Source organism: Roseovarius sp. B08 (genome assembly GCF_051417955.1).
Taxonomy (GTDB): domain Bacteria; phylum Pseudomonadota; class Alphaproteobacteria; order Rhodobacterales; family Rhodobacteraceae; genus Roseovarius.
In genome coordinates this window covers 2,569,441-2,594,312 of sequence record NZ_JBPRLW010000001.1, presented here as the reverse complement: position 1 = coordinate 2,594,312, position 24,872 = coordinate 2,569,441, and the positions used below count along the sequence as shown (strand labels likewise).

Annotated in this window: 23 protein-coding genes; 10 read left to right on the top strand and 13 right to left on the bottom strand. The window is 65.2% G+C overall.

Annotated features, from left to right (window positions below; translation table 11 throughout):
* Positions 1–38: 38 nt before the first annotated feature.
* From ACSQ76_RS13100 to ACSQ76_RS13085, 4 genes are all read right to left on the bottom strand, one after another.
* Positions 39–578 (bottom strand): bactofilin family protein, encoded by a 540-nt coding sequence (locus ACSQ76_RS13100; protein WP_306128877.1) that lies wholly within the window; start codon positions 576–578, stop codon positions 39–41.
* Entirely contained in the window at positions 568–1,890 is a 1,323-nt protein-coding gene (locus ACSQ76_RS13095; protein WP_437156929.1) for a DUF5930 domain-containing protein, read from the bottom strand. The genes ACSQ76_RS13100 and ACSQ76_RS13095 overlap by 11 nt, the downstream gene beginning before the upstream one ends.
* Before the next feature lie 241 nt (positions 1,891–2,131).
* Positions 2,132–2,932: a ferritin-like domain-containing protein gene (locus ACSQ76_RS13090; RefSeq protein ID WP_437158203.1), complete on the bottom strand. Its 801-nt coding sequence runs from the start codon at positions 2,930–2,932 to the stop codon at positions 2,132–2,134.
* Between the two features lie 20 nt (positions 2,933–2,952).
* Positions 2,953–3,414 (bottom strand): peroxiredoxin, encoded by a 462-nt coding sequence (locus tag ACSQ76_RS13085; protein WP_437156928.1) that lies wholly within the window; start codon positions 3,412–3,414, stop codon positions 2,953–2,955.
* A 107-nt stretch (positions 3,415–3,521) separates the two neighbouring features.
* On the opposite strand from ACSQ76_RS13085, the gene ACSQ76_RS13080 reads away from it, so the two are divergent.
* The 10 genes from ACSQ76_RS13080 to ACSQ76_RS13035 all read left to right on the top strand — a co-directional run bounded on the left by ACSQ76_RS13080 (position 3,522) and on the right by ACSQ76_RS13035 (position 16,083).
* A complete protein-coding gene (locus ACSQ76_RS13080) occupies positions 3,522–6,617 on the top strand; it encodes a hypothetical protein (protein ID WP_437156927.1) in 3,096 nt (1,031 codons plus the stop codon).
* Positions 6,614–6,928, top strand: a complete 315-nt coding sequence (locus ACSQ76_RS13075; RefSeq protein WP_437156926.1) for a hypothetical protein — start codon at positions 6,614–6,616, stop codon at positions 6,926–6,928. Before ACSQ76_RS13080 ends, ACSQ76_RS13075 begins: the two co-directional genes overlap by 4 nt.
* On the top strand, positions 6,925–7,992 hold the full coding sequence (queA, locus tag ACSQ76_RS13070) for a tRNA preQ1(34) S-adenosylmethionine ribosyltransferase-isomerase QueA (RefSeq protein ID WP_437156925.1): 1,068 nt from the start codon (positions 6,925–6,927) through the stop codon (positions 7,990–7,992). The genes ACSQ76_RS13075 and queA overlap by 4 nt, the downstream gene beginning before the upstream one ends.
* Positions 7,989–8,276, top strand: coding sequence for a hypothetical protein (locus ACSQ76_RS13065; protein ID WP_437156924.1), 288 nt, complete (start codon positions 7,989–7,991; stop codon positions 8,274–8,276). Before queA ends, ACSQ76_RS13065 begins: the two co-directional genes overlap by 4 nt.
* Before the next feature lie 180 nt (positions 8,277–8,456).
* Positions 8,457–9,722, top strand: a complete 1,266-nt coding sequence (locus tag ACSQ76_RS13060) for an MFS transporter (RefSeq protein WP_437156923.1) — start codon at positions 8,457–8,459, stop codon at positions 9,720–9,722.
* 133 nt (positions 9,723–9,855) lie between these two features.
* The gene (locus ACSQ76_RS13055; RefSeq protein ID WP_437156922.1) at positions 9,856–10,440 is read left to right on the top strand and encodes a DUF924 family protein; all 585 of its coding nucleotides are present in this window, start codon (positions 9,856–9,858) and stop codon (positions 10,438–10,440) included.
* Between the two features lie 148 nt (positions 10,441–10,588).
* The gene (gene lpdA, locus ACSQ76_RS13050; RefSeq protein ID WP_437156921.1) at positions 10,589–11,983 is read left to right on the top strand and encodes a dihydrolipoyl dehydrogenase; all 1,395 of its coding nucleotides are present in this window, start codon (positions 10,589–10,591) and stop codon (positions 11,981–11,983) included.
* Positions 11,984–12,156: 173 nt separating this feature from the next.
* The gene (locus ACSQ76_RS13045) at positions 12,157–12,714 is read left to right on the top strand and encodes a class I SAM-dependent methyltransferase (RefSeq protein WP_437156920.1); all 558 of its coding nucleotides are present in this window, start codon (positions 12,157–12,159) and stop codon (positions 12,712–12,714) included.
* Positions 12,715–12,847: 133 nt separating this feature from the next.
* Positions 12,848–15,718, top strand: coding sequence for an excinuclease ABC subunit UvrA (gene uvrA / locus ACSQ76_RS13040; RefSeq protein ID WP_437156919.1), 2,871 nt, complete (start codon positions 12,848–12,850; stop codon positions 15,716–15,718).
* Positions 15,715–16,083, top strand: coding sequence for a hypothetical protein (locus tag ACSQ76_RS13035; protein ID WP_437156918.1), 369 nt, complete (start codon positions 15,715–15,717; stop codon positions 16,081–16,083). Before uvrA ends, ACSQ76_RS13035 begins: the two co-directional genes overlap by 4 nt.
* Before the next feature lie 33 nt (positions 16,084–16,116).
* Here the strand turns inward: ACSQ76_RS13035 and ACSQ76_RS13030 are convergent, their stop codons facing one another.
* The 9 genes from ACSQ76_RS13030 to ACSQ76_RS12990 form a co-directional block, all read right to left on the bottom strand.
* On the bottom strand, positions 16,117–16,455 hold the full coding sequence (locus tag ACSQ76_RS13030; RefSeq protein WP_306128889.1) for an excinuclease ABC subunit A: 339 nt from the start codon (positions 16,453–16,455) through the stop codon (positions 16,117–16,119).
* Positions 16,456–16,647: 192 nt separating this feature from the next.
* Positions 16,648–17,523 carry a 3-hydroxyisobutyrate dehydrogenase gene (gene mmsB / locus ACSQ76_RS13025; protein WP_437156917.1) on the bottom strand — a complete coding sequence of 292 codons (876 nt, stop codon included), beginning with the start codon at positions 17,521–17,523 and terminating at the stop codon, positions 16,648–16,650.
* A 14-nt stretch (positions 17,524–17,537) separates the two neighbouring features.
* Positions 17,538–18,575 carry an enoyl-CoA hydratase/isomerase family protein gene (locus tag ACSQ76_RS13020; protein WP_437156916.1) on the bottom strand — a complete coding sequence of 346 codons (1,038 nt, stop codon included), beginning with the start codon at positions 18,573–18,575 and terminating at the stop codon, positions 17,538–17,540.
* Positions 18,568–18,972, bottom strand: a complete 405-nt coding sequence (locus ACSQ76_RS13015; RefSeq protein WP_437156915.1) for a hypothetical protein — start codon at positions 18,970–18,972, stop codon at positions 18,568–18,570. The genes ACSQ76_RS13020 and ACSQ76_RS13015 overlap by 8 nt, the downstream gene beginning before the upstream one ends.
* Positions 18,969–20,111 (bottom strand): acyl-CoA dehydrogenase family protein, encoded by a 1,143-nt coding sequence (locus ACSQ76_RS13010; protein ID WP_437156914.1) that lies wholly within the window; start codon positions 20,109–20,111, stop codon positions 18,969–18,971. Before ACSQ76_RS13010 ends, ACSQ76_RS13015 begins: the two co-directional genes overlap by 4 nt.
* A gap of 201 nt (positions 20,112–20,312) precedes the next feature.
* Positions 20,313–20,882, bottom strand: a complete 570-nt coding sequence (locus tag ACSQ76_RS13005; protein WP_306128894.1) for a L,D-transpeptidase — start codon at positions 20,880–20,882, stop codon at positions 20,313–20,315.
* 140 nt (positions 20,883–21,022) lie between these two features.
* On the bottom strand, positions 21,023–22,156 hold the full coding sequence (locus ACSQ76_RS13000; protein WP_437156913.1) for a carboxylate-amine ligase: 1,134 nt from the start codon (positions 22,154–22,156) through the stop codon (positions 21,023–21,025).
* 88 nt (positions 22,157–22,244) lie between these two features.
* On the bottom strand, positions 22,245–23,294 hold the full coding sequence (locus ACSQ76_RS12995) for an NAD(P)H-dependent flavin oxidoreductase (RefSeq protein WP_437156912.1): 1,050 nt from the start codon (positions 23,292–23,294) through the stop codon (positions 22,245–22,247).
* A gap of 77 nt (positions 23,295–23,371) precedes the next feature.
* Positions 23,372–24,871: a CoA-acylating methylmalonate-semialdehyde dehydrogenase gene (locus tag ACSQ76_RS12990; RefSeq protein ID WP_437156911.1), complete on the bottom strand. Its 1,500-nt coding sequence runs from the start codon at positions 24,869–24,871 to the stop codon at positions 23,372–23,374.
* Position 24,872: the final 1 nt, after the last annotated feature.

Here is a 24,872-nt window from a genome sequence, read left to right as displayed (position 1 = left end):
GGTTTTCCCGGCGCCTTCCTATTGAGTATGCATCGCGGTCAGCTTTTGGCGGGCTCGTTGGCCGCGGCAGGCGCGGGGGAGGCCGATTGCTGTGCCGGTGTGGCGGGTTTCTTGCCGCCGGCGTTGAGCGGGTCGTCCTGGCGTTGCACCGAGCCCTCGAAATGGGCGCCGGATTCGATGGCGATGGTCTTGTGGATGATGTCGCCTTCGACGCGGGCGGTCGAGGTCAGGCGCACCTTGAGGCCACGCACGCGGCCCACGATGCGGCCGTTGATCACCACGTCGTCGGCAATCACCTCGCCCTTGATCGTGGCGCTTTCGCCGATGGTCAGCAGGTGGGCGCGGATGTCGCCCTCGACAGTGCCTTCGACCTGGACGTCGCCGGTGGTCTTGAGGTTGCCGGTGACGTGCAGGTCGGTCGACAGGACCGAGGCGGGGGGCTTGGCCTTGGGGGCCGTGGCCTTGAATTCGCCGCTGCTGGCGGCGCTGGTGTCCTTGCGCGGTTCGGCCGGCGCGGCGGGTTTGGCCGCAGAATCCTGCTTCGGCGCGGGGTCGTTGATTTTGCTTTTAGAAAACATCTCTTGCAGCCTTGATGTAGATCATGGGATTGACGGCCTTGCCGCCGACACGGACCTCGTAGTGTAGATGGGTGCCGGTGGAACGTCCAGTGCTCCCCATATCACCAATTCGATCCCCGCGCGAGACCCTTTGGCCCTTTTTGACCCGGATCTGGGACATGTGGGCGTAGCGCGTCTCGATGCCGAACTCGTGCTGGATCTTGACCAAGCGGCCATAGCCCGACTGCCAGCCGGCGTGAACCACGACGCCATCGGCGGTGGAATAGATGGGGGTGCCGTGAGGCGCCGCGAAATCGGTACCCGAATGCATCCGGCCCCAGCGCATCCCGAAGCCCGAAGTGTAGCGGAAGGAGGACTTCACCGGCATGGCGAAGGGCGCCTTTTGCGCCGCGATGCGGTAGAGGTTCAGCTTGTCCATGCCCCGAAGGATGCCGTTGGCGCGGCTGGCATCCGCCGAGGGTTCCTCGCCGCGGGTGGAGAAGCTGAGCGGCATCAGCGGGCCGCCCTGGCCGGAATAGCCCGAGCGCACGGTGGCGATGAGGTTGTCGGGGTTCATGCCGGCGGCGCTGAACATCTTGTCCAGCGGCTCGACCGAGATCGCCATCGCCTCTTCGAGTTGTCGAAAGATCTGGTCGTTCTGGTCCTGCATCAGCTGGATCTGGCTGGCCATCTCGTCGGCGCGCAGCAGCGCATCCTGCGCGTCGGCGGTGATCTGGTCGCGTTCCTGCGCGGTCGCGGCCAGCTGGGAGGACAGGAAATCGACCATCGGATCCTCGCCCGTGCCGCCCGGCGTACCGGGCAGGGGCGTGTCGCCGGAATTCTCGATCGCCGCGGTCAGCTGTTCGGCCTCGTTGCGGGCGCTGTCGCGGTCTTTCATGGTGCGGCGCAGGGTCGACTGGATCACCTCGATCCCGGTTTCCAGTTCACGACGGCGGGTCTCGGAGGACAGAAGCTCGGTCTGCATGACCGAGATCTGTTCAAGCGCGGAGTTGAAGCGGTTCTGCGCGGCCAGTGCCTCTTCGGCGCGCTTGTCGCGCTCCTCTTCCAGGGCGTTGAGCCGGGCCTCGTAGGTGCGCTGATCGCGTTTGGCCTGTTCGCGGAAATTGCCGGAGCCGATCGAGTCCATCACCAGAACGGCGGTGGCGATGATCGCCCAGGCCACGATGGCCGATGCGCCGAGAAAGGCGATGAGTTGGGTTGCAGGGCGTAGACGGATGAAGCGTGTGTCTGTGTCGGACCGCAGGAAAACGCGGCGTTCCGGGAAGTGTTTTTCCAACAGGTGATTCAGCTTGATCAAAAATCGACTGCGCACGATCGGATCCGTCCCTTTCAGCCTTTCCCAATGTCGATGCTCAAACCTTCGCCGCGTCTTGCTGGATCGCGGAGCTGTCCATTCACTGCCGGATGGTCCGGTGGCATCGTCCGAGGTTGGGTACACAGAGGTTCACTTTTGGGCAAGGTTTTTGACCACCTTGATGAGAACAGACGGCGATTTGACGCGTAATTGGCAGAATATTGCCGATTTATAAGGGCTTGATGGCACGAATGCGCTTTCAGGACCCTGTTTTGCGCTCTGCCAGGGGCCAATAGAAGTCTGGCGGCAGGCCGGCCTCGGCGCGTTTTTCCTCGTTGAAGGGCGGTTTGAGCGCGCCGTGGAAATAGCGGCGGACAAGATCGTGAAACGTCTCTTTCGGATCCATGTCGTGTCGCCCGCAAAGGAAATGGAACCACTTGGAGCCATAGGCGACATGGCCCACTTCCTCGGCGTAGATGACCTTGAGCGCCTCGACGGTCCGGTCCTCGCCGGCGTTCCGGAAGAGGTCGATCATGCCGGGCGTCACGTCGAGGCCGCGGGCCTCCAGCACCATGGGCACCACGGCCAGACGGCCCATGAAATCGTCGGCCGTGTCCTCGGCGGCGCGCCACATGCCGGCATGGGCGTCGAGTGCGCCGTAATGGCTGTCCTTCGCTTCGAGGCAGTCGCATACGAGGTTGAAATGCTTGGATTCCTCGTCGGCCGACTTCACCCAGTCGTCGTAGAAGCCGATGGGCATCTTCACGTCCGTGAAGCGCGCGATGATGTCCCAGTGCAGGTCCACCGCGTTCAGTTCGATATGCGCCACGGCGTGCAGAATCGCCAGCCGCCCGGGCGCGGTTCCGGGGCGGCGGCGCGGCACGTCGCGCGGGTCGAGCAGGCGCGGCAGGTCGGGGCGCGCCGGGCGCGGCGGCGGCGCCGCCTGGCCCACGGGCAGGTCCCGCCCGGCCGCGCGGGCGGCGAACCAGGTCTCGGCATGGCGCCGCGACAGTGCGGTCTTTGCGCGGCCGTCGGCCGTGGTCAGCACCTCGACGGCCATCTCGGCAAGGCTTTGGGCCGTCAAAGCGCGCGCACCGCGTCCAGCACCTCTTCGGCGTGGCCGTCGACCTTCACCTTGGGCCAGATCCGCGCGATCATGCCGTCCTGGTCGATCAGCACGGTGGTGCGTTCGATCCCCATGAAGGTCTTGCCGTACATCTTTTTCTCTTTCCAGGCGCCGTAATCCTCGCACACATGCGTATCAGCGTCAGAGAGAAGGGGAATGCCCAGCTGATGCTTGTCGCGGAACTTGTCGTGCTTGGCCACGGTATCCTTGGAAATACCAAAGATTTTGGCGCCGACCGCGTCGAAGTCCTCGACGAGGCCAGTAAAGGCGATGGCCTCCTTGGTGCAGCCGGGCGTGTCGTCCTTCGGGTAGAAGTAAAGGACCACCGGCGCGGGGCGCTGGTCGGACAGGGTGACAAGGTCGCCGCCGTCGCGGGGCAAGGCGAAATCCGGGGCCGGTTGGCCAGTCTCGATCATGCGGGATTCTCCCATGAGTAAAAAGTGAGTTCCAAATTAACGCTCAAGCGGCAAGAATAAAGCCGTGGGAGCAGACAAAAGCGCGGCCAACGCGCAGTAACGGGAAAATGAGCGACACAGCGCAGACAAAACCGCGTGGCAAACGCCTGAAACGGTTCGGCCTATGGAGCGCCGGTCTGGTGCTCGTGCTGTGCCTGGGGCTGAGTGTTGCGGTGATGGCGCTGGTCGGGACGCGCATATCGGCGCCGGAATGGGTGCGCGAGCGCGTGACGCGCGAGGTCAATGCCGCGGTCGACGGCGTGTCACTGCATTTCGGGGACATGGCGGTGGTGGTCGAGGAAGGCTGGGTGCCGCGCCTCTGGCTGCGCGACGTGTTGGTCCGGGACGAGACCGGCCTGCCCATCGCCAGCCTGTCGGACGTGCAGGGCACGGTTAACATGGGGGCGCTTTTGCAGGGCAAGGTTCAGCCAAGCGCGATCCGGCTTTCGGGGGCGCAACTGAGCTTTCGCCGCACCGGGGCGGGCGAGGTCGGCGTGACGCTGGGCGACGATCAGGCGACCACGCGCGAGCCGGTGACGGTGGCCACGCTGGCCGAGCGGCTGGACGATATCCTGAACCGGCCGGCCTTTCAGGCGCTTTCCCGGATCGAGGCCACCAACGTCTCTCTGCGCTACGAGGACGAGCGCACCGAGCGCGCGTGGACCGCCGATGGCGGGCGGCTGGAGGTCACGCGCGAGGGCGACGATATCCGCCTGCGCGGGGATTTCGCGCTGATCGGCGCGCGCGATTTCGCCACAACGTTGGCGCTGAACTATACCGGGCGGCTGGGCACGGCGGAATCCGAACTTGGCCTGAGCTTCGAGGACATGCCGGCGCGCGACGTGGCGGGGCAATCGCCCGCGCTGGCCTGGCTCGATGCGATCGACGCGCCGATTTCGGGGGCCTTGCGGGCCTCGCTCGACGCGGCGGGCCAGTTGGGGCCGCTCAATGCCACGCTGCAGATCGGCAAGGGCGCGGTCAGGCCCAACGACGCGACCGAGCCGATCGCCTTCGACTCGGTGCGCAGCTATTTCACCTACGATCCGTCCGAACACCGCATCAGCTTCAGCGAGCTGTCGATCGACAGCAAGTGGGTCAAGACCAGCGCTTCGGGGCATGCCTATCTGGTGGGGGTGGAGAACGGCTGGCCCAAGGAGATCCTGCTGCAGGTCGGCCTGTCGGAGGTGGTGGCCAACCCGATGGACCTTTATGTCGAGGCGATCACGCTTCAGGGCGCGCGCATGGACATGCGCCTGCGGCTGAAGCCTTTCGTGCTGAGCCTGGGTGAGCTGAGCCTGTCGGACCAGGACGAGGTGCTGCGGTTCAGCGGCGAGGCGCGGGCCGAGCCCGAAGGCTGGGACGTGACGCTGGACGGCCACATGGACCGGATCAACCCCGACCGGCTGATGCAGCTTTGGCCGGAACGGCTGGAGGTGAAGACCCGCGACTGGATAACGAAGAATATCCGCAGCGCGGACCTGCAGAATATCCAGCTTGCCCTGCGCAGCCTGCCGAAGCGCCGCCCGGATTTCTTTCTGGGGTTCGATTTCGAGAATTTCAGCACGCAGTTCATCCGCGACTTCCCGGTGATCGAGGACGCGCATGGGCACGCCTCGCTGATGGACAACCGCTTTGTGGTGTCGGCACTGGGTGGGCATGTGACGGCGCCGCAGGGTGGACGGGTGGACATCACCGGCACCAGCTTCGACATCCCCGACGTGACGGTGAAACGCACGCCGGCGCAAGTGAGGTTGCGCACGCGCAGCACGATCACCGCGGCGCTGTCGCTGCTGGACGAGCCGCCCCTGCAATTTCTGACCAAGGCCGGGCGCGAGGTGACGCTGGCCGACGGGATGGCGGAACTGGCCGGCGTGCTGGATCTGCGCCTTCTGGACAAGCTGACGGTGCAGGACGTGGACTTTGACGTGGGTGGCACCCTGCGCGACGTGCGCAGCGAGGTTCTGGTGCCCGGCAAGGTCCTTTCGGCGGCGGCGCTGGACGTGGCGATTGCCGACGATGTGCTGAGCGTGGCGGGCGCGGGCCGGATCGGGCAGGTGCCTTTCGACGGGCGGTTCGAGACCGATATCAGCCCCGGCGGCAATACCAGCACGGTGCGCGGCTGGATCGAGCTGTCCGAGCGTTTTGCCGAAGAGTTCGGCATCGGCCTGCCGCCGGGCAGCGTGTCGGGCGCGGGTCGGGCCGACATGGAGATCGATTTCGAGAAAGGTGCGCCGGGGGTGTTCCGCCTCAGCTCCAACCTGGCCGGGGTGGGGTTGCGCGTGCCACAGCTGGATTGGGCGCTGTCGCAGGGCGGCACGGGGCGGCTGGAGGCGTCGGGGCGGCTGGGTGAGCCGCCCTCGATCGACCGGCTGGAGATTGCCGCCGCGGGGCTTAACGCCCGTGGGGCGGTCAGCCTGCGCGACAACGGACAGCTGGACCGGGCCTCGTTCTCGCAGGTGCAGGTCGGCAGCTGGCTGAGCGCGCCGGTGCAACTGGTCGGGCGCGGAGCGGGCGTGACGCCGGCGGTGCGCGTGCAGGGCGGGTCGGTGGATTTGCGCCAGACCTCGCTGGGCGGCGATGGTGGCGGCGCGGCGCAGCAGGGGGCGCGGCGCGGCGGGCCGGTGTCGCTGGCACTCGACCGATTGCAGATATCCGATGGCATCGCGCTGACCGATTTCCGCGCCGATCTGGACATGTCGCGCGGGGCTGACGGCAGCTTTACCGGCCGGGTCAACGGCCAGACGCCGATCACGGGCCGCGTGATCCCGCAAGGCGGGCGCAGCGCCTTTCGCATACAGGCCGAGGATGCCGCCGGGGTGCTGGTGTCGGCGGGGCTGATCAAGGGCGCCCGCAACGGCAAGCTGGACGTGACGCTGGTGCCGGGCAAGGGGCCCGGTGTCTACGAGGGCAAGCTGACCGCAAAGGGCGCGATGCGCCTGAAGGATGCGCCTTCGATGGCGGCGCTCCTGAATGCGCTGACCGTCGTGGGCCTTCTGGAGCAACTGGGCGGCGAGGGCATCCATTTCGAACTGCTCGAAGCGCGGTTCCAGCTTTCGCCCGAGCGCGTAACGCTTTATTCCAGCAGCGCGGTGGGCGCCGCGATGGGGATCACGATGGACGGGTACTACTATCTTGAAAGCGGGCAGATGGACATGCAGGGGTGATTTCGCCGGTTTACCTGGTCAACGCCGTGGGCGGGCTGTTCACCCGGCGGGGCGAGGGGCTGTTCGGGTTCAACTACACGCTCAAGGGTCCGGCGCGCAGTCCGCGGGTCAGCGTCAACCCGCTTTCGGCCTTCACGCCGGGCATGTTCCGCGAGTTGTTCCGCCGGCCGGCGCCGGAACTGCCGCAATCGACACGGCCCGCGCAGGGTGATCAGCAAGGCACGCAGGGCGGCACCGACAGGCCGCAGTCGCAGGCGCCGCAGTCCAGCCCGCGCGTGCGCGACTTCAACAATCGTGAAGCCGGCCGATGAAGCTGTCGGATTTCGATTTCGACCTGCCCGAGACGCTGATCGCGACCCGGCCCGCAAGGCCGAGACCGTCGGCGCGGCTGCTGGTGGCCCAGGGCGAGACCATCACCGACGCGCGGGTCTATGACCTGGGCCTGTACCTGCGCCCCGGCGACCGGCTGGTCCTGAACAACACCAAGGTCATCCCCGCGCGGCTGTCGGGGCTGCGGCGGCGCGACAGTGCACAGGGCGAGACCGAGGCGCGGATCGAGGCGACGCTGCTGGACGCCACACCGGAGGGCGACTGGCGGGCGATGATCAAGCCGCTGAAGAAGCTGCGGACCGGCGAGTTGGTGCGCTTTGGCGCGGGGCTGGAGGCGACGCTGCTGGACAAGGAGGACGGGCAGGGCGTGCTGCGTTTCAACCTGTCCGGGGAAGATTTCGACGCCGCGCTCAACGCGGCGGGCGCGATGCCTCTGCCGCCCTATATCGCCAGCAAGCGCGCCGCCGACGACCGCGACCGGGACGACTATCAGACCGTCTTTGCCAAGGAGACCGGCGCCGTCGCGGCCCCCACCGCCAGCCTGCATTTCGACGACGACCTGCTCGCGAAGCTGGCGGCGCAGGGCGTGGCCTTCACCGAAGTGACGTTGCATGTCGGGGCGGGCACGTTTCTGCCGGTCAAGGTGGAGGACGTGACGACCCACCGGATGCATGCCGAATGGGGCGAGGTCGGCGAGGCCGCCGCTGCCGAGATCGCCGCGACGAAGGCGGTGGGCGGGCGGATCATCCCGGTTGGGACGACCGCGCTGCGCCTGATCGAGAGTGCCGCGCGCGGTGGCGCGATCTCGGCGTGGCGGGGGGAGACGGACATCTTCATCTATCCCGGTTTCGAGTTCCGGGTCACGGATGCGCTGATGACCAATTTCCACCTGCCCAAAAGCACGTTAATGATGCTGGTCAGCGCCCTGATGGGGCCGGACCGCATTAAGGATATCTACACCCACGCGATCCAGAATGAGTACCGATTCTTCTCCTACGGGGATTCGTCTCTGCTGGTGCCGCATGACGGGAGGAGGACAGAATGAAACTCAGCAAGGTGCCCGGATTCGTCAACCGCGTCATGTGGGTGGGGCTGATCACCAGTGCGGCGCTGTTGATCCTGAACTACGTGATCGAGGGGCTTGTCTGTGCAGCTATCGTCTTTGCCGCCAACCTTGCCCTCAAGCGCGAGCCGGTCAAGCTGTGGGTCTTTCGTGTGCTTACGGGGCTGTCCAAGGAAGAGCTGGAACGCGCGACACTTGCCGATTTGCAGGCCGGCGCCACCGCGCCCGCCGGCACCGAGGGCGAGCGCGACGACACCGACCGCTGAGCGCCCATGCAGGCCATCGCGCGGACGTCCGCCCATGCGCAGGCGGCGTGGACGCGGCGCGTGTTGAAAACTGGCCCAAACACTGGCAAGGCCTGCACCAGCGACGGAACGAGTCGCGTTTGAGCCAGACCCGCCGTCGGCCGCCCGGCTAGACGGGCACAAAGTTATTGGAGCCTCTGCATGTTTTCCGTTCTTTCCAGCGCCTGGGCCCTGTTGCTGGGCATGATGCTCTTGCAGGTCGGCAACGGCATGCAGGGCACGCTCCTGGGTGTGCGCGGCCAGATGGAAGGCTTCTCGACGCTGGAAATGTCGCTGGTGATGTCGGGTTATTTCCTGGGCTTTCTGTTCGGCTCGCGCATGGCGCCGGAGATGATCCGGCGGGTGGGGCATGTGCGGGTCTTCGCGGCGCTGGCCTCGATGATCTCGGCGGTGATGATCCTGTACCCGGCCTTCGCCAACCCCTGGGCCTGGGGCGTGGGGCGCGTGTTGATCGGGTTCTGCTTTTCCGGCGTGTACGTGACGGCCGAAAGCTGGCTGAACAACGCTGCCACGAACGACAACCGCGGCAAGGCGCTGTCGCTTTACATGATCGTGCAGATGGTCGGCATCGTCAGCGCGCAGGCGCTGATGCTGACCGCCGATCCGGGCGGTTTCGTGCTGTTCATCATTCCGTCGGTTTTGATCTCGTTGTCCTTCGCGCCCATTCTGCTGTCGATCAGCCCGACGCCGGCCTTCGACACCACCAAGCCGATGACGCTGCGCGAGATCATGAAGATCTCGCCGCTGGGTTGTGTCGGCATGTTCCTGCTGGGCGGGGTCTTTGCGGCGCAGTTCGGCATGGCGGCGGTCTATGGCGCCGAGGCGGGGCTGACCGTGGGGCAAATCTCGACCTTCGTGGCGACGTTCTATGTGGGGGCGATGCTGGTGCAGTACCCGCTGGGCTGGCTGTCGGACCGGATGGACCGACGCCTTTTGATCCTGATCGCGGCGGCCATCTCTGCGCTTGGCGCGGTGATCGGCATGGCGCTGGGTGGCGTGTTCTGGCTGTTGCTGGTGGCAGCCTTCCTGGTGGGGGGCATGTCGAACCCGCTCTATTCGCTGCTGATCGCCTATACCAACGACTTTCTCGGGTCCGACGACATGGCCGCCGCCGCGGGGGGCATGGTGTTCATCAACGGGCTGGGCGCTGTCTTTGGCCCGATCATCACAGGCTGGATCATGGGCGTGGTGGGGCCGAGCGGATACTTCCTGCATATCGCCACGCTGTGCACGCTGATGGCGGCCTATGCCGCGTACCGGATGACACAGCGGGCCGCGCCCTCGGCGGAGGAGACCGAAAGATATACCGCCGTCATGCCGAACGCGTCGCCCATGGCCGTGACCTATGCGCAGGAAGTCGCCATGGAAGCGGCGGAGGAAAATGCCGAGGATGGACAGGCCGCATGAGATTGCACATATGCACGGCACAGGCAGGAGAATGTCACGAAAGGTTGCCGTTGTTGCAATTCTTTACTGTCCATGCGGCGGTTCATGTCGTTAACCTGTTACATATGCGTGCTGCCCATTACGGGAGGATAGGATGACAGCGCCCGAAGATATATTGAGTTTCTGGCTCGACGAGGTCGGGCCGAAGGGTTGGTACGAGGCATCCGACGATCTGGACGAGACGGTGCGCGAAAGGTTTCTCGATGCCTATCGGCGCGCCTGCGACGGCACCAACGGCCTGTGGCTGACCTATCCCAGCGGCACGCTGGCCTATATCATCCTGATGGACCAGTTTCCGCGCAACATGTTCCGGGACGACGCGCAAGCCTTTGCCACCGACAAGTTCGGGCTGGCAGCCGCGAAGGCCGCGATCAACAAGGGCTGGGACACGCGCATTGACGTGCCTGCGCGGCAATTCTTCTACCTGCCGTTGATGCATTCCGAGAACCTGTGCGACCAGGATCGCTGCGTGCGGCTGATCTGTGAGCGGATGCCCGAGGACGGCGAGGGCAACCTGCTGCATGCGCGCGCCCACCGCGAGGTGATCCGCAGCTTCGGCCGCTTTCCGTATCGCAACGAGGTGCTGGGGCGCACGAGCTCGGACGCCGAGAAGACCTTCATGAAGAAGGGCGGGTATGGCGGCGTGGTGCGCGAGTTGCAGGACGCCGCCGCCGCCTGACGCCTGGCGCGTGACTCCTTGGAAAACATGGACAAACCGGGCCGGCCCGTGGCATCTTGTTGCGGGCAGGCTTTGCCGCGTTGTGGTGGGCCGCAAGATAGTTTAATATCAAACTATATTTTGGACACACCGGGAAACGGAGCATCGCATGGCCGCGCAATCCTATGACATGATCGTAATCGGGGCAGGGCCGGGGGGCTATGTGGCCGCCATCCGGGGCGCGCAACTGGGCCTGAAGGTGGCCGTGGTCGAGCGTGAGCACCTGGGCGGGATCTGTCTGAACTGGGGCTGCATCCCGACCAAGGCGATGTTGCGCTCGTCCGAGGTGTTTCACCTGATGCACCGGGCCAAGGAATTCGGCCTGAAAGCCGAGAAGATCGACTATGACCTTGACGCGGTGGTCAAGCGGTCGCGCGACGTGGCCAAGCAGCTGACCTCGGGCGTCGGTCACCTGATGAAGAAAAACAAGATCACCACGATCATGGGCGAGGCCAGGCTGACGGCCAAGGACAAGGTTTCGGTCAAGACCGAGAAAGGCAGCGAGGAACTGACCGCCAAGACCATCGTTCTGGCCACCGGCGCGCGGGCGCGCGAACTGCCCGGGCTGGAGGCCGATGGCGATCTCGTGTGGACCTACAAGCACGCGCTGAAGCCGCCGCGGATGCCGAAAAAGCTGCTGGTCATCGGCTCGGGTGCGATCGGGATCGAGTTCGCCAGCTTCTACAACACGCTGGGCGCCGAGACGACGGTGGTCGAGGTGATGGACCGCATCCTGCCTGTCGAGGATGCCGCGATCTCGGGCTTTGCCAAGAAGCAGTTCGAGAAGCAGGGCATGAAGATCATGGAAAAGACCACGGTCAAGCAGCTGGACCGTGCCAAGGGCAAGGTGACCGCGCATGTGGAGAAGGGCGGCAAGACCGAGAAGCTGGAGTTCGACACGGTGATTTCCGCCGTGGGGATCGTCGGCAATACCGAGAATCTCGGGCTGGAAGATCTGGGCATCAAGGTGGACCGGAGCCACGTGGTGGTGGACGAATATTGCCGCACCGGTGTCGAGGGGGTCTATGCCATCGGCGATCTGGCCGGCGCGCCCTGGCTGGCGCACAAGGCGAGCCACGAGGGCGTGATGGTGGCCGAGCTGGCCGCGGGCGGGCATCCGCACCCGGTGCGCCCGGACAGCATCGCCGGCTGTACCTATTGCCACCCGCAGGTGGCCAGCGTCGGCCTGACCGAGGCCAAGGCCAAGGAGGCGGGATACGAGGTGAAGATCGGCAACTTTCCCTTCATCGGCAACGGCAAGGCCATCGCCCTGGGCGAGGCGGAAGGCATGATCAAGACGGTGTTCGATGCCAAGACGGGCGAGCTTCTGGGCGCGCATATGGTCGGCGCGGAAGTGACCGAGCTGATCCAGGGCTATGTCGTGGGCCGGCAGCTGGAGACCACGGAAGAGGACCTGATGCACACTGTCTTCCCGCACCCGACGCTGAGCGAGATGATGCATGAAAGCGTGCTGGATGCCTATGGGCGGGCGGTGCACTACTGAATCGAGCGCCTGCGGCGCGCAGGTTCGGATCGCGTTCGGGCCACGCAGGCCAGTGGGGGACCAGTCCCCCACACCCCTGGGATATTTCCGGCCAGAGGAAGCGGTGCGGGGCTTTTCGCATCGGGCCGCTTCTGAGATGGTGCGCTTGTCGATGACCATGAAAGTGTAGCGGAATGGCGAGCCTCAATCGTATCGTGATGTACCAAAGTTCCCGGAAATGGTTCGAGGACATGAACCTTGCCGAGATGGAGGCCGCCGAGGTGTCGGGCAAGCATGGCCGCCGTTACGAGTTCAAGAGCTATGAACGGTTCCGCTTTCCGGCCCATGACATTTGCGCCGGGCCCTATACCGACGAGGCGGGCACCGTGCGGCAGTTCGATATCGTGCTGGCCAACCAGGTTTGGGAGCATCTGGACCGGCCCTATGCCGCGACGCGCCATGTGCTGGAGATGCTGCGCCCCGGCGGGTATTTCTGGGTCGCGGTGCCGTTCTTCATCCCGTATCACGGCGACCCGGTGGATTGCTCGCGCTGGACGGCACGTGGGCTGAAGAACCTGCTGATCGAGGCCGGGTTCGAGGAAGACAGGATCCGGTCCGAGCAATGGGGCAACCGGCTGGCCGGACTGCGGAACCTGGGCGAGAATTGGCCACCGGAATATGACCCGGAGCGCGACAACCTGGACAATGACCCGGCCTTTCCGATCTGTTCCTGGGCGCTGGCGCGAAAGTGATGTGCAAATAAACTGTGGATAAAGCAGGCACTGCTGACAGCCGGTGACACGTGTTCCTGTTGTGTTCCGTTTTTCCCCTTGGAAGAGGGGGCGCCGTAAACTATCTGTCAACGAGTGAGACACCGGGGGCAGTATGGCCGAGCTGAAGAACATCGAAGTACGGGGTGCGCGCGAGCATAACCTCAAGAACATCGACGTGGACATTCCGCGCAACGAGCTTGTGGTGATCACCGGGCTGTCGGGCTCGGGCAAGTCGTCGCTTGCCTTTGACACGATCTATGCCGAGGGGCAGCGGCGCTATGTCGAAAGCCTGTCGGCCTATGCGCGGCAGTTCCTGGACATGATGGAAAAGCCGGACGTGGATCATATCAGCGGTCTGTCCCCGGCGATTTCGATCGAGCAGAAGACGACCAGCAAGAACCCCCGCTCGACCGTCGGCACGGTGACCGAGATCTACGATTACCTGCGGCTTCTGTTCGCGCGGGTCGGCACGCCCTATAGCCCTGCTACCGGCAAGCCCATCGAGGCGCAGCAGGTGCAGGACATGGTCGACCGGGTGCTGGCGATGGAGGAGGGCACGAGGGCCTTCCTGCTGGCGCCCATCGTAAGAGACCGCAAGGGCGAGTATCGCAAGGAGTTCCTGGAACTGCGCAAGCAGGGGTTTCAGCGTGTGAAGGTGGACGGCACCTTCTATGACCTCGACGAGCCGCCGACGCTGGACAAGAAGTTCCGCCATGACATCGACGTGGTGGTCGACCGGATCGTGGTGAAGGACGGGATCGGCACGCGGCTTGCCGACAGTTTCCGCACCGCGCTGGACCTGGCCGACGGGATCGCGATCTTCGAGACCGCGCCGAAGGAGGGCGAGCCGGAACGCACGACGTTTTCCGAGAATTTTGCCTGTCCCGTCAGCGGCTTCACCATCCCCGAGATCGAGCCGCGGCTGTTTTCGTTCAACGCGCCGTTCGGGGCCTGCCCGGATTGTGACGGTCTGGGGATGGAGCTGTTCTTTGATGAACAACTCGTGGTGCCGGATGCGGCGCTGAAGCTTTATGACGGTGCGCTGGCGCCGTGGCGGAAAGGCAAGTCGCCCTATTTCCTGCAGACCATCGAGGCCATCGCGCGACATTACGAATTTGATGCGAATACGCCGTGGCGCGACCTGCCGGCGCATGTGAAGCAGGTGTTCCTGCACGGTTCGGGCGACGAGGAGATCCAGTTCCGCTATGACGAGGGCGGGCGGGTGTACCAGGTGTCCCGCGTGTTCGAAGGGGTGATCCCGAACATGGAGCGGCGCTATCGCGAGACGGACAGCAGCTGGATTCGCGAGGAGTTCGAGCGGTATCAGAACAACCGGCCCTGCGGCACCTGCGGCGGCTATCGCCTGCGGGAAGAGGCGCTGGCGGTGAAGATCGGCAAGCCCGACGACCTGCGCCATATCGGGCAGGTGGTGCAGATGTCGATCCGCGAGGCGTTCGATTGGTGCGAGACCGTGCCGGAGGCGCTGACGCAGCAGAAGAACGAGATCGCGCGGGCGATCCTGAAGGAGATTCGCGAGCGGCTGGGCTTCCTGAACAACGTCGGCCTCGAGTACCTGACGCTGAGCCGGAATGCAGGGACGCTTTCGGGTGGCGAGAGCCAGCGTATCCGGTTGGCCAGCCAGATCGGGTCTGGCCTGACGGGCGTGCTCTATGTTCTGGACGAGCCGTCCATCGGGTTGCACCAACGGGACAACGGGCGGTTGCTGCAGACACTCCAGAACCTGCGCGACCAGGGCAATACCGTGATTGTGGTGGAGCATGACGAGGAGGCCATTCGCACCGCCGACTATGTCTTTGATATCGGTCCCGGTGCAGGGGTGCATGGCGGCGACGTAGTCAGCCATGGCAAGCCCGAGGCGGTTGCGGCGGACAAGAACTCGATTACCGGGCAGTACCTGTCGGGGCTACGCGAAATTTCCGTCCCGGCGGAGCGGCGCAAGGGCAATGGCAAGCAGATCAAGATCGTCAAGGCCACGGGGAACAACCTGAAAAACGTGGATGCCGAATTTCCGTTGGGCAAGTTCGTCTGCGTGACGGGTGTGTCTGGGGGCGGCAAGTCCACCCTGACCATCGAGACGCTGTTCAAGACGGCCTCGATGCGGCTGAACGGCGCGCGGCAGACGCCCGCGCCTTGCGAGACGATCAAGGGGCTGGAGCATCTGGACAAGGTCATCGACATCGACCAGCGTCCCATCGGACGCACGCCGCGCTCGAACCCCGCGACCTACACCGGGGCTTTCACGCCGATCCGCGACTGGTTTGCCGGGCTGCCCGAGGCCAAGGCGCGCGGCTACAAGCCTGGGCGGTTTTCCTTCAACGTCAAGGGCGGGCGCTGCGAGGCGTGCCAGGGCGATGGGGTCATCAAGATCGAGATGCATTTCCTGCCGGACGTCTATGTCACCTGCGAGACCTGCAACGGTGCTCGTTACAACCGGGAGACGCTGGAAATCCAGTGGAAAGGCAAGAGCATAGCGGACGTTCTTGATATGACGGTCGAGGATGCGCAGGAGTTCTTCAAGGCGGTGCCGAGCATCCGCGAAAAGATGGATGCGCTGATGCGTGTGGGGCTGGGCTATATCAAGGTGGGCCAGCAGGCGACGACGCTGTCGGGCGGCGAGGCGCAGCGCGTGAAGCTGTCGAAGGAACTGGCCAAGCGGTCCACGGGCCGGACGCTCTATATTCTCGATGAGCCGACCACGGGCCTGCATTTCGAGGACGTGAAGAAGCTGCTGGAAGTGCTTCATGAACTTGTGGAAAGTGGCAATACGGTCGTGGTGATCGAGCACAATCTGGACGTGGTGAAAACCGCCGACTGGATCGTGGATATCGGCCCCGAGGGCGGCGATGGCGGTGGGGAGATCGTCGCGGTGGGCACCCCTGAGGACGTGGCCGAAGTCGAGCGCAGCCATACCGGGCGCTATCTAAAAGACATGTTGGCGGCGCGGAAGGTCGCCGCGGAGTGAGGCGGTTTGCCTTTGTCCTGTTGGGGCTGATGCTGCCCTGCGGGGCGTGGGCGCAGGCCGGGCCGGATTGCGGGTTTGCCGAAGAGCCCTGTTTCTGCGGTGGGCTTTTTGCCGTGCTGGAGGTTGGCGACGGCGATGCCGCGTTCGAGGCCGATTTGCGCGCCCGGGCCGCCGAGATGCGCGCGCGTGTGCAGGCGTTTCACGGGGAAACGGCGGGAAACAGGCTTTACGACGGCTGGGTGTCAGCGTGGCGCGACCTGCCTCGGGGCGCCGATGGCCAGGTCATGCTGGCTGAAGGGCTGGCGCGGTGTGAAGGCTATGTCACCGGCGCGGTTGGGCGACCGAGCGTATCGGTCAGCCCTTGAAGGCCAGCAATTTCAAGAAATTGGGCGCCGTTCTTAATTCAAAACCCGTGCCGCCGCCCCGATGAGATCCAGCACTTCGCGGGTCTCGCGATCGACGCGCAGAACCTGATCGCCGACGCGGTAATAGGTGCCATAGGGGTCCAGCCCGTAGCGGCCCGGATCGCGGATGACGATATAATCGCCGTCGATGATGTCGCCCCGGCGATACCCGTCGTACCGGTCACGGTCATAGCCCGAATGTTTCTTCGCCTGGCCAGGTGGCACGCAAGGCACGGCCTTCTTTGCCAGCCCCGGAGGGCAGTTGGGTTTGGCGGCAACGGGGCCCGCAAGGGCCATGGCTACGACGGAGGCTGTCAGTATTGGCTTCCACATTGGCGTTCTCCTTTTGCTTTGTCACGTAACACGCGTGCAAAAGGAGCGTTCCGCACGATCGGGTATGCGAGCGGTTTCGTGCCGGTCTGGCCGGGTCGCGTGTGGCATGCCGTGGAACGGGGGCGCTGCCCCCGCGCCGAAACGAGGTTTCGGCGCTCCCCCGGGATATTTACGGCCAGAGGAAGAGGCGGCTCAGCCCTGGCGGCCGCGTTTCTCGAACCGGGGCAGCATCGCGCTGAAATCGCGGCCGTTGCCGTCCTCGTCCTCGACGAAGCGGCGGTAGAGGTCGCGGGCGGCCTGGCCGATGGGGGTGTCCGCGTCGGCGGATTCGGCGGCCTGCATGGCCAGGGTCAGGTCCTTGAGCATCAGTTCGGCGGCGAAGCCGGGCTTGTAGTCATTGTCGGACGGCGATTGCGGGCCGATGCCCGGGGCGGGGCAGTAGGCGTTCATCGACCAGCTGTAGCCCGACGAGATCGAGACCACGTCGAACATCGCCTGCCGGTCGAGCCCGAGCTTGTCGGCCAGCGCGAAAGCCTCGCAGGTGACGATCATGGTGGCGCCGAGAATCATGTTGTTACAGATCTTGGCGGCCTGTCCGTTGCCCGAGGGGCCGCAATGCACGGCTTTCTGGCCCATGATGTCGAAGAGCGGCTTGGCGGTTTCGAACGCGGAGTCGTCGCCGCCCACCATGAAGGTCAGCGTGCCGCCCTGCGCGCCGCCGATGCCGCCCGACACCGGCGCGTCGAGCGCACCGAGGCCGGCCGCATTGGCCTGCTCGGCCACGGCGCGGGCGCTGTTGACGTCGACGGTGGAGCAATCGAGCAGCACGGCGCCCTTTTTCATGGCCGGGATCACGGCGTCGGCCACGCTGCGGAGGATCTGGCCGTTGGGCAGCATGGTGATGACCACGTCGGCGTCAGCTGCTGCGGCCTCGGCGCTGGCGGCCTCGGCCACGCCTTCGGCGGTGGTGCCGGCGGTGTCGAAGCCTGTCACCTCGTGCCCGGCGGCGGCCAGGTTGGCGGCCATGGGTGCACCCATGTTGCCCAGTCCGATGAAGCCGATTTTCATTGTCAGTCCCTTTCTCAGGTCTCGAATGTCATTTCGTTCTCGCCCAAGGGCGCGAGCATGTCGCGCGCCGCCTCGACGGGCGGATTGGCGAGGTCGTGCTGCCAGTTCGGGCTGCGGTCCTTGTCGATGACCGCGGCGCGGATACCTTCGAGGAAGTCTCCGTTTTCCATGGCGCGGAAGGTGAACCTGTATTCCAGCTCGAGCGCGCGGCGGATATCGGCCATCGGTCCGCGCAGGCGGTGCAGCATCTCGACGGCGCAGGCCATCGAGAGAGGCGAGTTGCGCCGCATCGCCTTGAGCGCATCGGCGGCAAAGTCGCTGTCCGAGGCCTCCAGTCTGGCAAGGATGGATTGTAGGGTTTCGCCGTTGAAATGGGCGTCGATCTCGGACTGCCGGTCGCGCAGCACCCCATGCGGGGGCGCCTCTCTGTGCGGGTCGAGATCATCGGGGTTGCCGCTTTGCTCCAGCGTTTCGATCAGGCCGGGCCATTTCTCCTGCGGAATGTAGCAATCGGCGAAACCGGCATGGATCGCGTCCTCGGGGCCCATGCGGGCGGTGGTCAGGCCGAGATATTCGCCCAGATGGCCGGGCGCATTGGCAAGAAGGATCGACCCGCCCACATCCGGCACCAGCCCGATGCCGCATTCGGGCATGGCGATCTGGCTGCTGTCGCAGACGATCCGGTGCGAGCCGTGGCAGGAAATGCCGACGCCGCCGCCCATGGTGAAGCCCTGCATGAAGGCGATATAGGGTTTGGGGTATTCGGCGATCTTGGCGTTCAGGCGGTATTCGTCGCGCCAAAAAGTCTGCCCATAGGCGAAATCGCCCGCGCGCCCGGTGTCGTAGAGCTGCTGGATGTCGCCACCTGCGCAGAAGGCCTTGTCGCCCTCGGCGTCGATGATGACCAGTGCCACGTCGTCGTCGGTGGCCCAATCGTCCAGCGCCGCCTCGATGGCAAGGCACATGTCGTAGGACATGGCGTTGAGCGCCTTGGGGCGGGTGAGGGTGATGCGGCCCGCGCGGCCGGTTTTGCGGATCGAGATGTCAGGCATGCGTTGCACTCCACTCCGCTAGGTCGCATTCAGCTTCGTTCCGAAACTCATTCGATGGATTGGCATTCCCCAAGACATTCGCGAAGCCTGCGAGATACCCCACGCAGAGATCGCTGATGACACGCAGGGAAATGGGGGCAGTCGCCAAGAGGAAGAAACCATATAAGGCCATGAGAAACGCAAGGCTTTGACCTGTTGAAAACATCGTGGCGAGCGCAGGCAGGCAAAGCCCCAAGCTAAGACCTGGGAGAAAAAACCAAACCAGGCCCAAGGCCCCGAGGGGAAAACAGAACAGCAAATGTGTCGATTGGATCGCGCTTGCTGTCCAGACGCGGTGTCGCAGGAACGCACCGTAGAGCCGTGAGGCTTTCAAGGCGGAGTACCAGTTGCCGATCATGCGTCCGCCAGCATATGCCGCGCCACGATCAGGCGCATGATCTCGTTGGTGCCTTCGAGGATCTCGTGCACGCGCAGGTCGCGGACCAGTTTTTCGATGCCGTAATCGGCGAGGTAGCCGTAGCCGCCATGCAGTTGCAGGCACTGGTTGACGATCCGGCTGCCAGCCTCGGTGACGAATTTCTTGGCCATGGCGCAGTGTTTCGTGGCGTCGGGGGCCTTGGTGTCGAGCTTCCACGCGGCCTGGCGCAGGAAGACGCGGGCGGCCTGCAATTCGATCTCCAGATCGGCGAGGCGGAATTGCAGCGCCTGGAACTGGTCGATGCTTTGCCCGAACGCCTTGCGCTCGCGCATGTAGGCCTTGGTCATGTCGAGCGCCTGTTGTGCGGCCCCGAGTGAACAGGCGGAAATGTTGAGGCGGCCGCCGTCGAGGCCCGCCATGGCATAGCTGAAGCCCTTGCCTTCCTCGCCGACGAGGTTCTCGGCGGGAATGCTGCAGTCGTCGAACTGCACCTGCGCCGTGGGTTGGCTGCGCCAGCCCATCTTGTCCTCCAGCCCGCCAAAGCTGAGCCCGGGCGTGCCGTCCTCGACATAGACCGTGGAGATGCCCTTGGGGCCATCCTCGCCGGTGCGGACCATGCAGACATAGGCGTCCGAATAGCCGCCGCCCGAGATGAACGCCTTGGTGCCGTTGAGCGTGTAGCCGTCATTGGTGCGCGCGGCGCGGGTTTTCAGCGCGGCGGCGTCGGAACCGGAGCCGGGTTCGGTCAGGCAGTAGGAGAGCACCGTCTTCATCGGGATCACGTCGGGCAGGACGCGGGCCTTGAAATCGTCGCTGGCGAAATTGTCGATCATGCGGGCGCACATGTTGTGGATCGACAGGAAGGCCGCGACCGACGGGCAGGCCATGGAGAGCGCCTCGAACACCAGTGTCGCGTCGAGGCGGTAAAGGCCGGCGCCGCCGGACTCCTCGCTGACGTAGAGACCACCGAAGCCCAGCTCGCCTACTTGCGGCCACAGCTCTTTCGGGATGGTGCCCTGCGCCTCCCAGTCGCGGGCATGAGGCGCGATGGCATCCTGGCCGAAGGCATGGGCCATGTCGAATATGGCGGTCTGTTCCTCGCTGAGCGCGAAATCCATCGCGGGGTCCTCCTCGTCTTACCCGGGTGAGTAATTGAACGTGTGTTTAATTAACCTGTTCATGGCGGCGTCGCAAGGTGTGATCCGAAGGTGACGCAGAACGCGGCGCGGAATCAAGGGCGGTCTGGCGTCACCCTCGCCAAAGAAAAAGGCGCCGCACCACCGTGCCGCGCCTTTTGCGATTTGCGATGTGGCCGGGGATCAGAGCACCAGCACCTGCGTGCCCACCTCGGTCTTGGCGAAAAGCTCGGCGATATGCTCGTTGTAGAGGCCGATGCAGCCCGAGGACGAGCGGCGTCCGATCTTGCGGGTGTCGTGGGTGCCGTGGATCAGGTAGGCGGGCCAACTGAGATACATGGCGTGCGTGCCCAGCGGGTTGCCGGGGCCGGCATCCATGAAGTCGGGCAGGCTGGGGTCGCGGGCCTTCATGTTCTCGGTCGGCGTCCAGGTTGGGCCGACCTTCTTGCGCACGACCTCGGTATAGCCGCGGCGGGTCAGTTCATCGGTCATCGGCACCGAGGAGGGGTAGAGCGAGTAGACGCCATTCGCGTTCCAGTGATGTACCGCGCGGCTGTTGATGTCGCACACGATACGGCCGTTGCCGAGGCTGTCGAAATAATCGTTCCAGTCGCGCGTCGTGAAGGAGGACGCGTTGCGCTTGACCGACGAAGACAGCGGCGCGTTGTCCTGCGCCAGCAGCACGGACGGGGCCGCAAGGCTGGCTGCGGCTCCGAGCAGAGTGGCGCGGCGTGTAAAACGTGTCTTGGACATGAGAATGCTCCGTGTACTTGTATTCTGGCTCTATTTAACCGGATCGGCGGAAAGGTTAAGGGAAAACCCGCGCCATTATGCCCGCTCACGCAGGTTTGAAGGCCGGGGCGGCGATAACGTGCCTATCGCGTGCCTCCGTGTCACAGGTCGGCATGGAATTCCTCGACGAGGTGGCGCACCACGGCGCGCAGGGCCGCGTCCGGCGTGGCGCCATCGTCCTTTGCGGCGTCGAAGGCGCGGCGCTGCCGCGTGGAGGAGGTGCCGGTGCGCATCACCTCGCGCACGGTCTCGACCTCGGAGATGCAGGCAAAATAGCGGGCGTCCTCGTCGATCAGTTCCAGCAGCTCCTCGGCCAGTTCCGCCATGGGCACGATCGCACCGCGGCCGAAGTCGATCAGGCCCTCGCGGGTGCCATAGCGCTGCGCGCGCCAGCGGTTCTCGTTCACCAGGAAGGGGTCGTAGATGCGCCAGCGCTGGTTCTTGGTGGCCAGCCGCCACAGCATCCGGGTGATGCACTGCGTCAGCGCCGCCAGCATCAGCGTGTGTTCCAGCCGGGGCTGCACGTCGCAGATGCGCGATTCGATGGTGGGAAACTTGGACGAGGGGCGCAGGTCCCACCAGATCTTGCTGGCGTCCTCGATCACGCCCAGATCGGTCAGCGAGTTCACCGAGCGCTCGAATTCGGCGAAGCTTTCCATGCGCGGGGGCAGGCCGGTGCGCGGCAGGTTGTCGAACACCGTCAGCCGGTAACTGTCAAGCCCGGTGTCGTGCCCCTGCCAGAAGGGCGACGAGGTCGAGAGCGCCAGCAGGTGCGGCAGGAAGTAGGTCAGCTGGTTCATCAGGTCGACGCGGCGGTCCGTCTTTTCGATCCCGACATGGACATGCATCCCGCAGATCAGCATGCGCTGCACCACGCCCGCCAGATCGTCGCTGAGCGCGTTGTAGCGGTCCTTGTCGGTGTGGTGCTGGTTGCGCCAGTCGGAAAACGGGTGGCAGGACGCGGCGATGGGCAGGAGGTTGTGCGCGGCGGCGTGCTTCGACACGCAGGCCCGCAGCCGCTTGAGGTCCTCGCGGGCCTCGGAGACGTCCTTGCAGACCTTGGTGCCGATCTCGATCTGGCATTTCAGGAACTCGGGCGCGACCTGGTCCTGCAATTCCTCGCTGCAGGCGTCCATCATGCCGGAGGGCGCCTCGGCCAGGTCGAGGCTGTCGCGGTCCACCAGCAGGTACTCTTCCTCGATGCCGATGGTGAAATCGGGGCCGTCGTGGGTCATGGCTGCCCTCCCTGTTGGACGATACCAGCAGGAAAGGGGCCTGTTTGGCAAGCGTTTGGTGCAGCGGCGGCGCGATGCGCGGTCGGCGTCAGCGGCCCATCGCCGCCATCGCCGCGGCGACCAGGGCGGTCAGCCTTTCCCCGGCATCGCCCGAGGGCGCAAGCGCCGCGCTCTGGCCGTAAAGCGAGAACTGGTGCGCGGGGCCGTCGGCCGCCAGGAGGGGGCGGCTGTAGTGATACATCAGCGGGAAGGGGGCGGCGTCCACCTGAGCCATCGCGTCGATCCATGGTGTGCGGTGCGCTCGCGCCGGGCGGCCCGACCCGGCCCGCGTGACCCGGGTGCTTTCGTCGGTGCCCAAGCCCACCGCCTCGGGGTGATGGGGTTTGCGATGGGCCTCGTCGGCGGTGATGAAGGCGGTGCCGATCTGCACGCCCGCCGCGCCGAGCGCGAAGGCGGCGGCGATGCCACGCCCGTCGGCGATGCCGCCTGCGGCGATGACCGGCACATCGACCGCGTCGACCACCTGTGGCAACAGCGAAAAGAGCCCCACCTGCGCGTCGTTCTCCAGTTCCAGAAACAGGCCCCGGTGCCCGCCAGATTCCCACCCTTGCGCGATGATGGCATCCACGCCGCGCTCGGCCAGCCAGCGGGCTTCGGCCACGGTGGTGGCTGAACTCAGGATCTTGCAGCCCTTGTCCTTCAGCGCCTTTACGGCCTCGTCCTCGGGCAGGCCGAAGTGAAAACTGACCACCGCCGGGGGGCGCGCCAGCAGGCAGTCGAGCTGCGCCTGACCAAAGGGCTGAAACGACGGGGCCGGCGTCTCATCGGGAAGGGGAGCGCCAGCCGCTTCGTAATGCGGGCGCATCGCTTCGATCAGTGCAGCATGATGATCCTCGGAAATCTCCTGCGGTTCGTGGCAGAAGAAGTTGAGGTTCACCGACCGGTTCGTGGCGCCCGCCAGCGCCTCCATATCCTCGGCCAGCTTTTCCGGTGACAGCGTCGCACAACCGTGCGAGCCCAGCCCGCCCGCGTTCGACACTGCCGCGACCATGGCCGGGGTCGTGGTGCCCGCCATGGGGGCCTGGATGACGGGATGCTCGATCCCCAGAAGCTCGCAAAGCCGCGTGTCAGGCCACATCGTTCGATCCTTTCAAAACGACACCGGGCCGCGGCGGTGTCCCGCGCGGCCCGGTCAGTATCCTCATGGCACGGCGATCAGTCCATGGCCTTGAAGTTGAACTCGCCGCCTTCCTTGATGCCGCTGGGCCAGCGGGCCGTCACGGTCTTGGTGCGGGTGTAGAACTTGAAGGCATCGGGGCCATGCTGGTTCAGGTCGCCGAAGGCCGACTTCTTCCAGCCGCCGAAGGTGTGGTACGCGAGCGGCACCGGGATCGGGACGTTCACGCCGATCATGCCGACATTCACTCGGTTGGCGAAGTCACGCGCGGCGTCGCCGTCACGGGTGAAGATCGCGGTGCCGTTGCCCATCTCGTGGTCCATCGCCAGCTTCAGCGCCTCGTCGTAGGAGCCGGCGCGGACGGTCGACAGGACCGGGCCGAAGATTTCCTGCTGGTAGATGTCCATGTCCGGGGTCACCTTGTCGAAGAGGTGCGGCCCGACGAAGAACCCGTCCTCGTAGCCTTGCAACTTGAAGTCGCGGCCGTCGACGACCAGTTCCGCGCCTTGCTGCACGCCGCTTTCGATCAGGCCCAGGATCTTTTCCTTGGCGGCGGCGGTCACGACGGGGCCGTAATCCACGTCATCGCCGGCGGTATAGGGGCCGACCTTCAGCTTCTCGATGCGCGGCACCAGCTTTTCGATCAGGCGATCCGCGGTCTCGTCGCCCACGGGGACGGCGACCGAGATGGCCATGCAGCGTTCACCGGCGGCACCGTAGCCCGCGCCAATGAGCGCGTCGGCGGCCTGGTCCATGTCGGCGTCGGGCATGACGATCATGTGGTTCTTGGCCCCGCCGAAGCACTGCACGCGCTTGCCGTTGGAGCAGCCGCGGCCATAGATGTACTCGGCGATCGGGGTCGAGCCGACGAAGCCGATGGATTGCACGGTCTCGTTGTCGATCATCGCGTCCACGGCTTCCTTGTCGCCGTTGACCACCTGCAGCAGACCCTTGGGCAGGCCGGCCTCTTCCATCAGTTCGGCCAGCATGATCGGCACCGACGGGTCGCGCTCGGATGGTTTCAGGATGAAGGCGTTGCCGCAGGCCAGCGCGGGCGCGAACATCCACATCGGGATCATCGCCGGGAAGTTGAAAGGCGTTATGCCGCCCGTGACACCCAGCGGCTGGCGCATGGAATACATGTCGATGCCGGGGCCGGCAGAGTCGGTGAATTCGCCCTTCAGCAGTTGCGGCGCGCCGATGCAGTATTCCACCACTTCAAGGCCCCGCTGCACGTCGCCCTTGGCGTCGGGGAAGGTCTTGCCGTGCTCGGAGCTCAGCGCCTCGGCCAGCTTGTCCATGTCGCGGTTCAGAAGGCGCACGAACTCCATCATGACCCGCGCGCGGCGTTGCGGGTTGGTGGCGCCCCAGGCGGGCTGCGCCTTGGCGGCGATCTCGACCGCCTGGTCGAATTCTTCCTTGCTGGCCAGCGGGCAGCGGGCCTGAACCTCGCCGGTGGCCGGGTTGTAGACGTCGGAAAAACGGCCCGACTGGCCGGGCACGCGCGCGCCGTCGATGTAGTGAGTCAGGTCTTTCATG

Coding starts and splice junctions, on each gene's coding strand:
- queA (WP_437156925.1), top strand. CDS start 6,925: ATGAAGCTGTCGGATTTCGATTTCGACCTGCCCGAGACGCTGATCGCG.
- lpdA (WP_437156921.1), top strand. CDS start 10,589: ATGGCCGCGCAATCCTATGACATGATCGTAATCGGGGCAGGGCCGGGG.
- ACSQ76_RS13065 (WP_437156924.1), top strand. CDS start 7,989: ATGAAACTCAGCAAGGTGCCCGGATTCGTCAACCGCGTCATGTGGGTG.
- ACSQ76_RS13090 (WP_437158203.1), bottom strand. CDS start 2,932: ATGGCCGTCGAGGTGCTGACCACGGCCGACGGCCGCGCAAAGACCGCA.
- ACSQ76_RS12990 (WP_437156911.1), bottom strand. CDS start 24,871: ATGAAAGACCTGACTCACTACATCGACGGCGCGCGCGTGCCCGGCCAG.
- ACSQ76_RS13080 (WP_437156927.1), top strand. CDS start 3,522: ATGAGCGACACAGCGCAGACAAAACCGCGTGGCAAACGCCTGAAACGG.
- ACSQ76_RS13030 (WP_306128889.1), bottom strand. CDS start 16,455: ATGTGGAAGCCAATACTGACAGCCTCCGTCGTAGCCATGGCCCTTGCG.
- ACSQ76_RS13000 (WP_437156913.1), bottom strand. CDS start 22,156: ATGACCCACGACGGCCCCGATTTCACCATCGGCATCGAGGAAGAGTAC.
- ACSQ76_RS13020 (WP_437156916.1), bottom strand. CDS start 18,575: ATGCCTGACATCTCGATCCGCAAAACCGGCCGCGCGGGCCGCATCACC.
- ACSQ76_RS13045 (WP_437156920.1), top strand. CDS start 12,157: ATGGCGAGCCTCAATCGTATCGTGATGTACCAAAGTTCCCGGAAATGG.
- ACSQ76_RS13055 (WP_437156922.1), top strand. CDS start 9,856: ATGACAGCGCCCGAAGATATATTGAGTTTCTGGCTCGACGAGGTCGGG.
- uvrA (WP_437156919.1), top strand. CDS start 12,848: ATGGCCGAGCTGAAGAACATCGAAGTACGGGGTGCGCGCGAGCATAAC.
- ACSQ76_RS13085 (WP_437156928.1), bottom strand. CDS start 3,414: ATGATCGAGACTGGCCAACCGGCCCCGGATTTCGCCTTGCCCCGCGAC.
- ACSQ76_RS13005 (WP_306128894.1), bottom strand. CDS start 20,882: ATGTCCAAGACACGTTTTACACGCCGCGCCACTCTGCTCGGAGCCGCA.
- ACSQ76_RS12995 (WP_437156912.1), bottom strand. CDS start 23,294: ATGTGGCCTGACACGCGGCTTTGCGAGCTTCTGGGGATCGAGCATCCC.
- ACSQ76_RS13015 (WP_437156915.1), bottom strand. CDS start 18,972: ATGATCGGCAACTGGTACTCCGCCTTGAAAGCCTCACGGCTCTACGGT.
- ACSQ76_RS13100 (WP_306128877.1), bottom strand. CDS start 578: ATGTTTTCTAAAAGCAAAATCAACGACCCCGCGCCGAAGCAGGATTCT.
- mmsB (WP_437156917.1), bottom strand. CDS start 17,523: ATGAAAATCGGCTTCATCGGACTGGGCAACATGGGTGCACCCATGGCC.
- ACSQ76_RS13010 (WP_437156914.1), bottom strand. CDS start 20,111: ATGGATTTCGCGCTCAGCGAGGAACAGACCGCCATATTCGACATGGCC.
- ACSQ76_RS13060 (WP_437156923.1), top strand. CDS start 8,457: ATGTTTTCCGTTCTTTCCAGCGCCTGGGCCCTGTTGCTGGGCATGATG.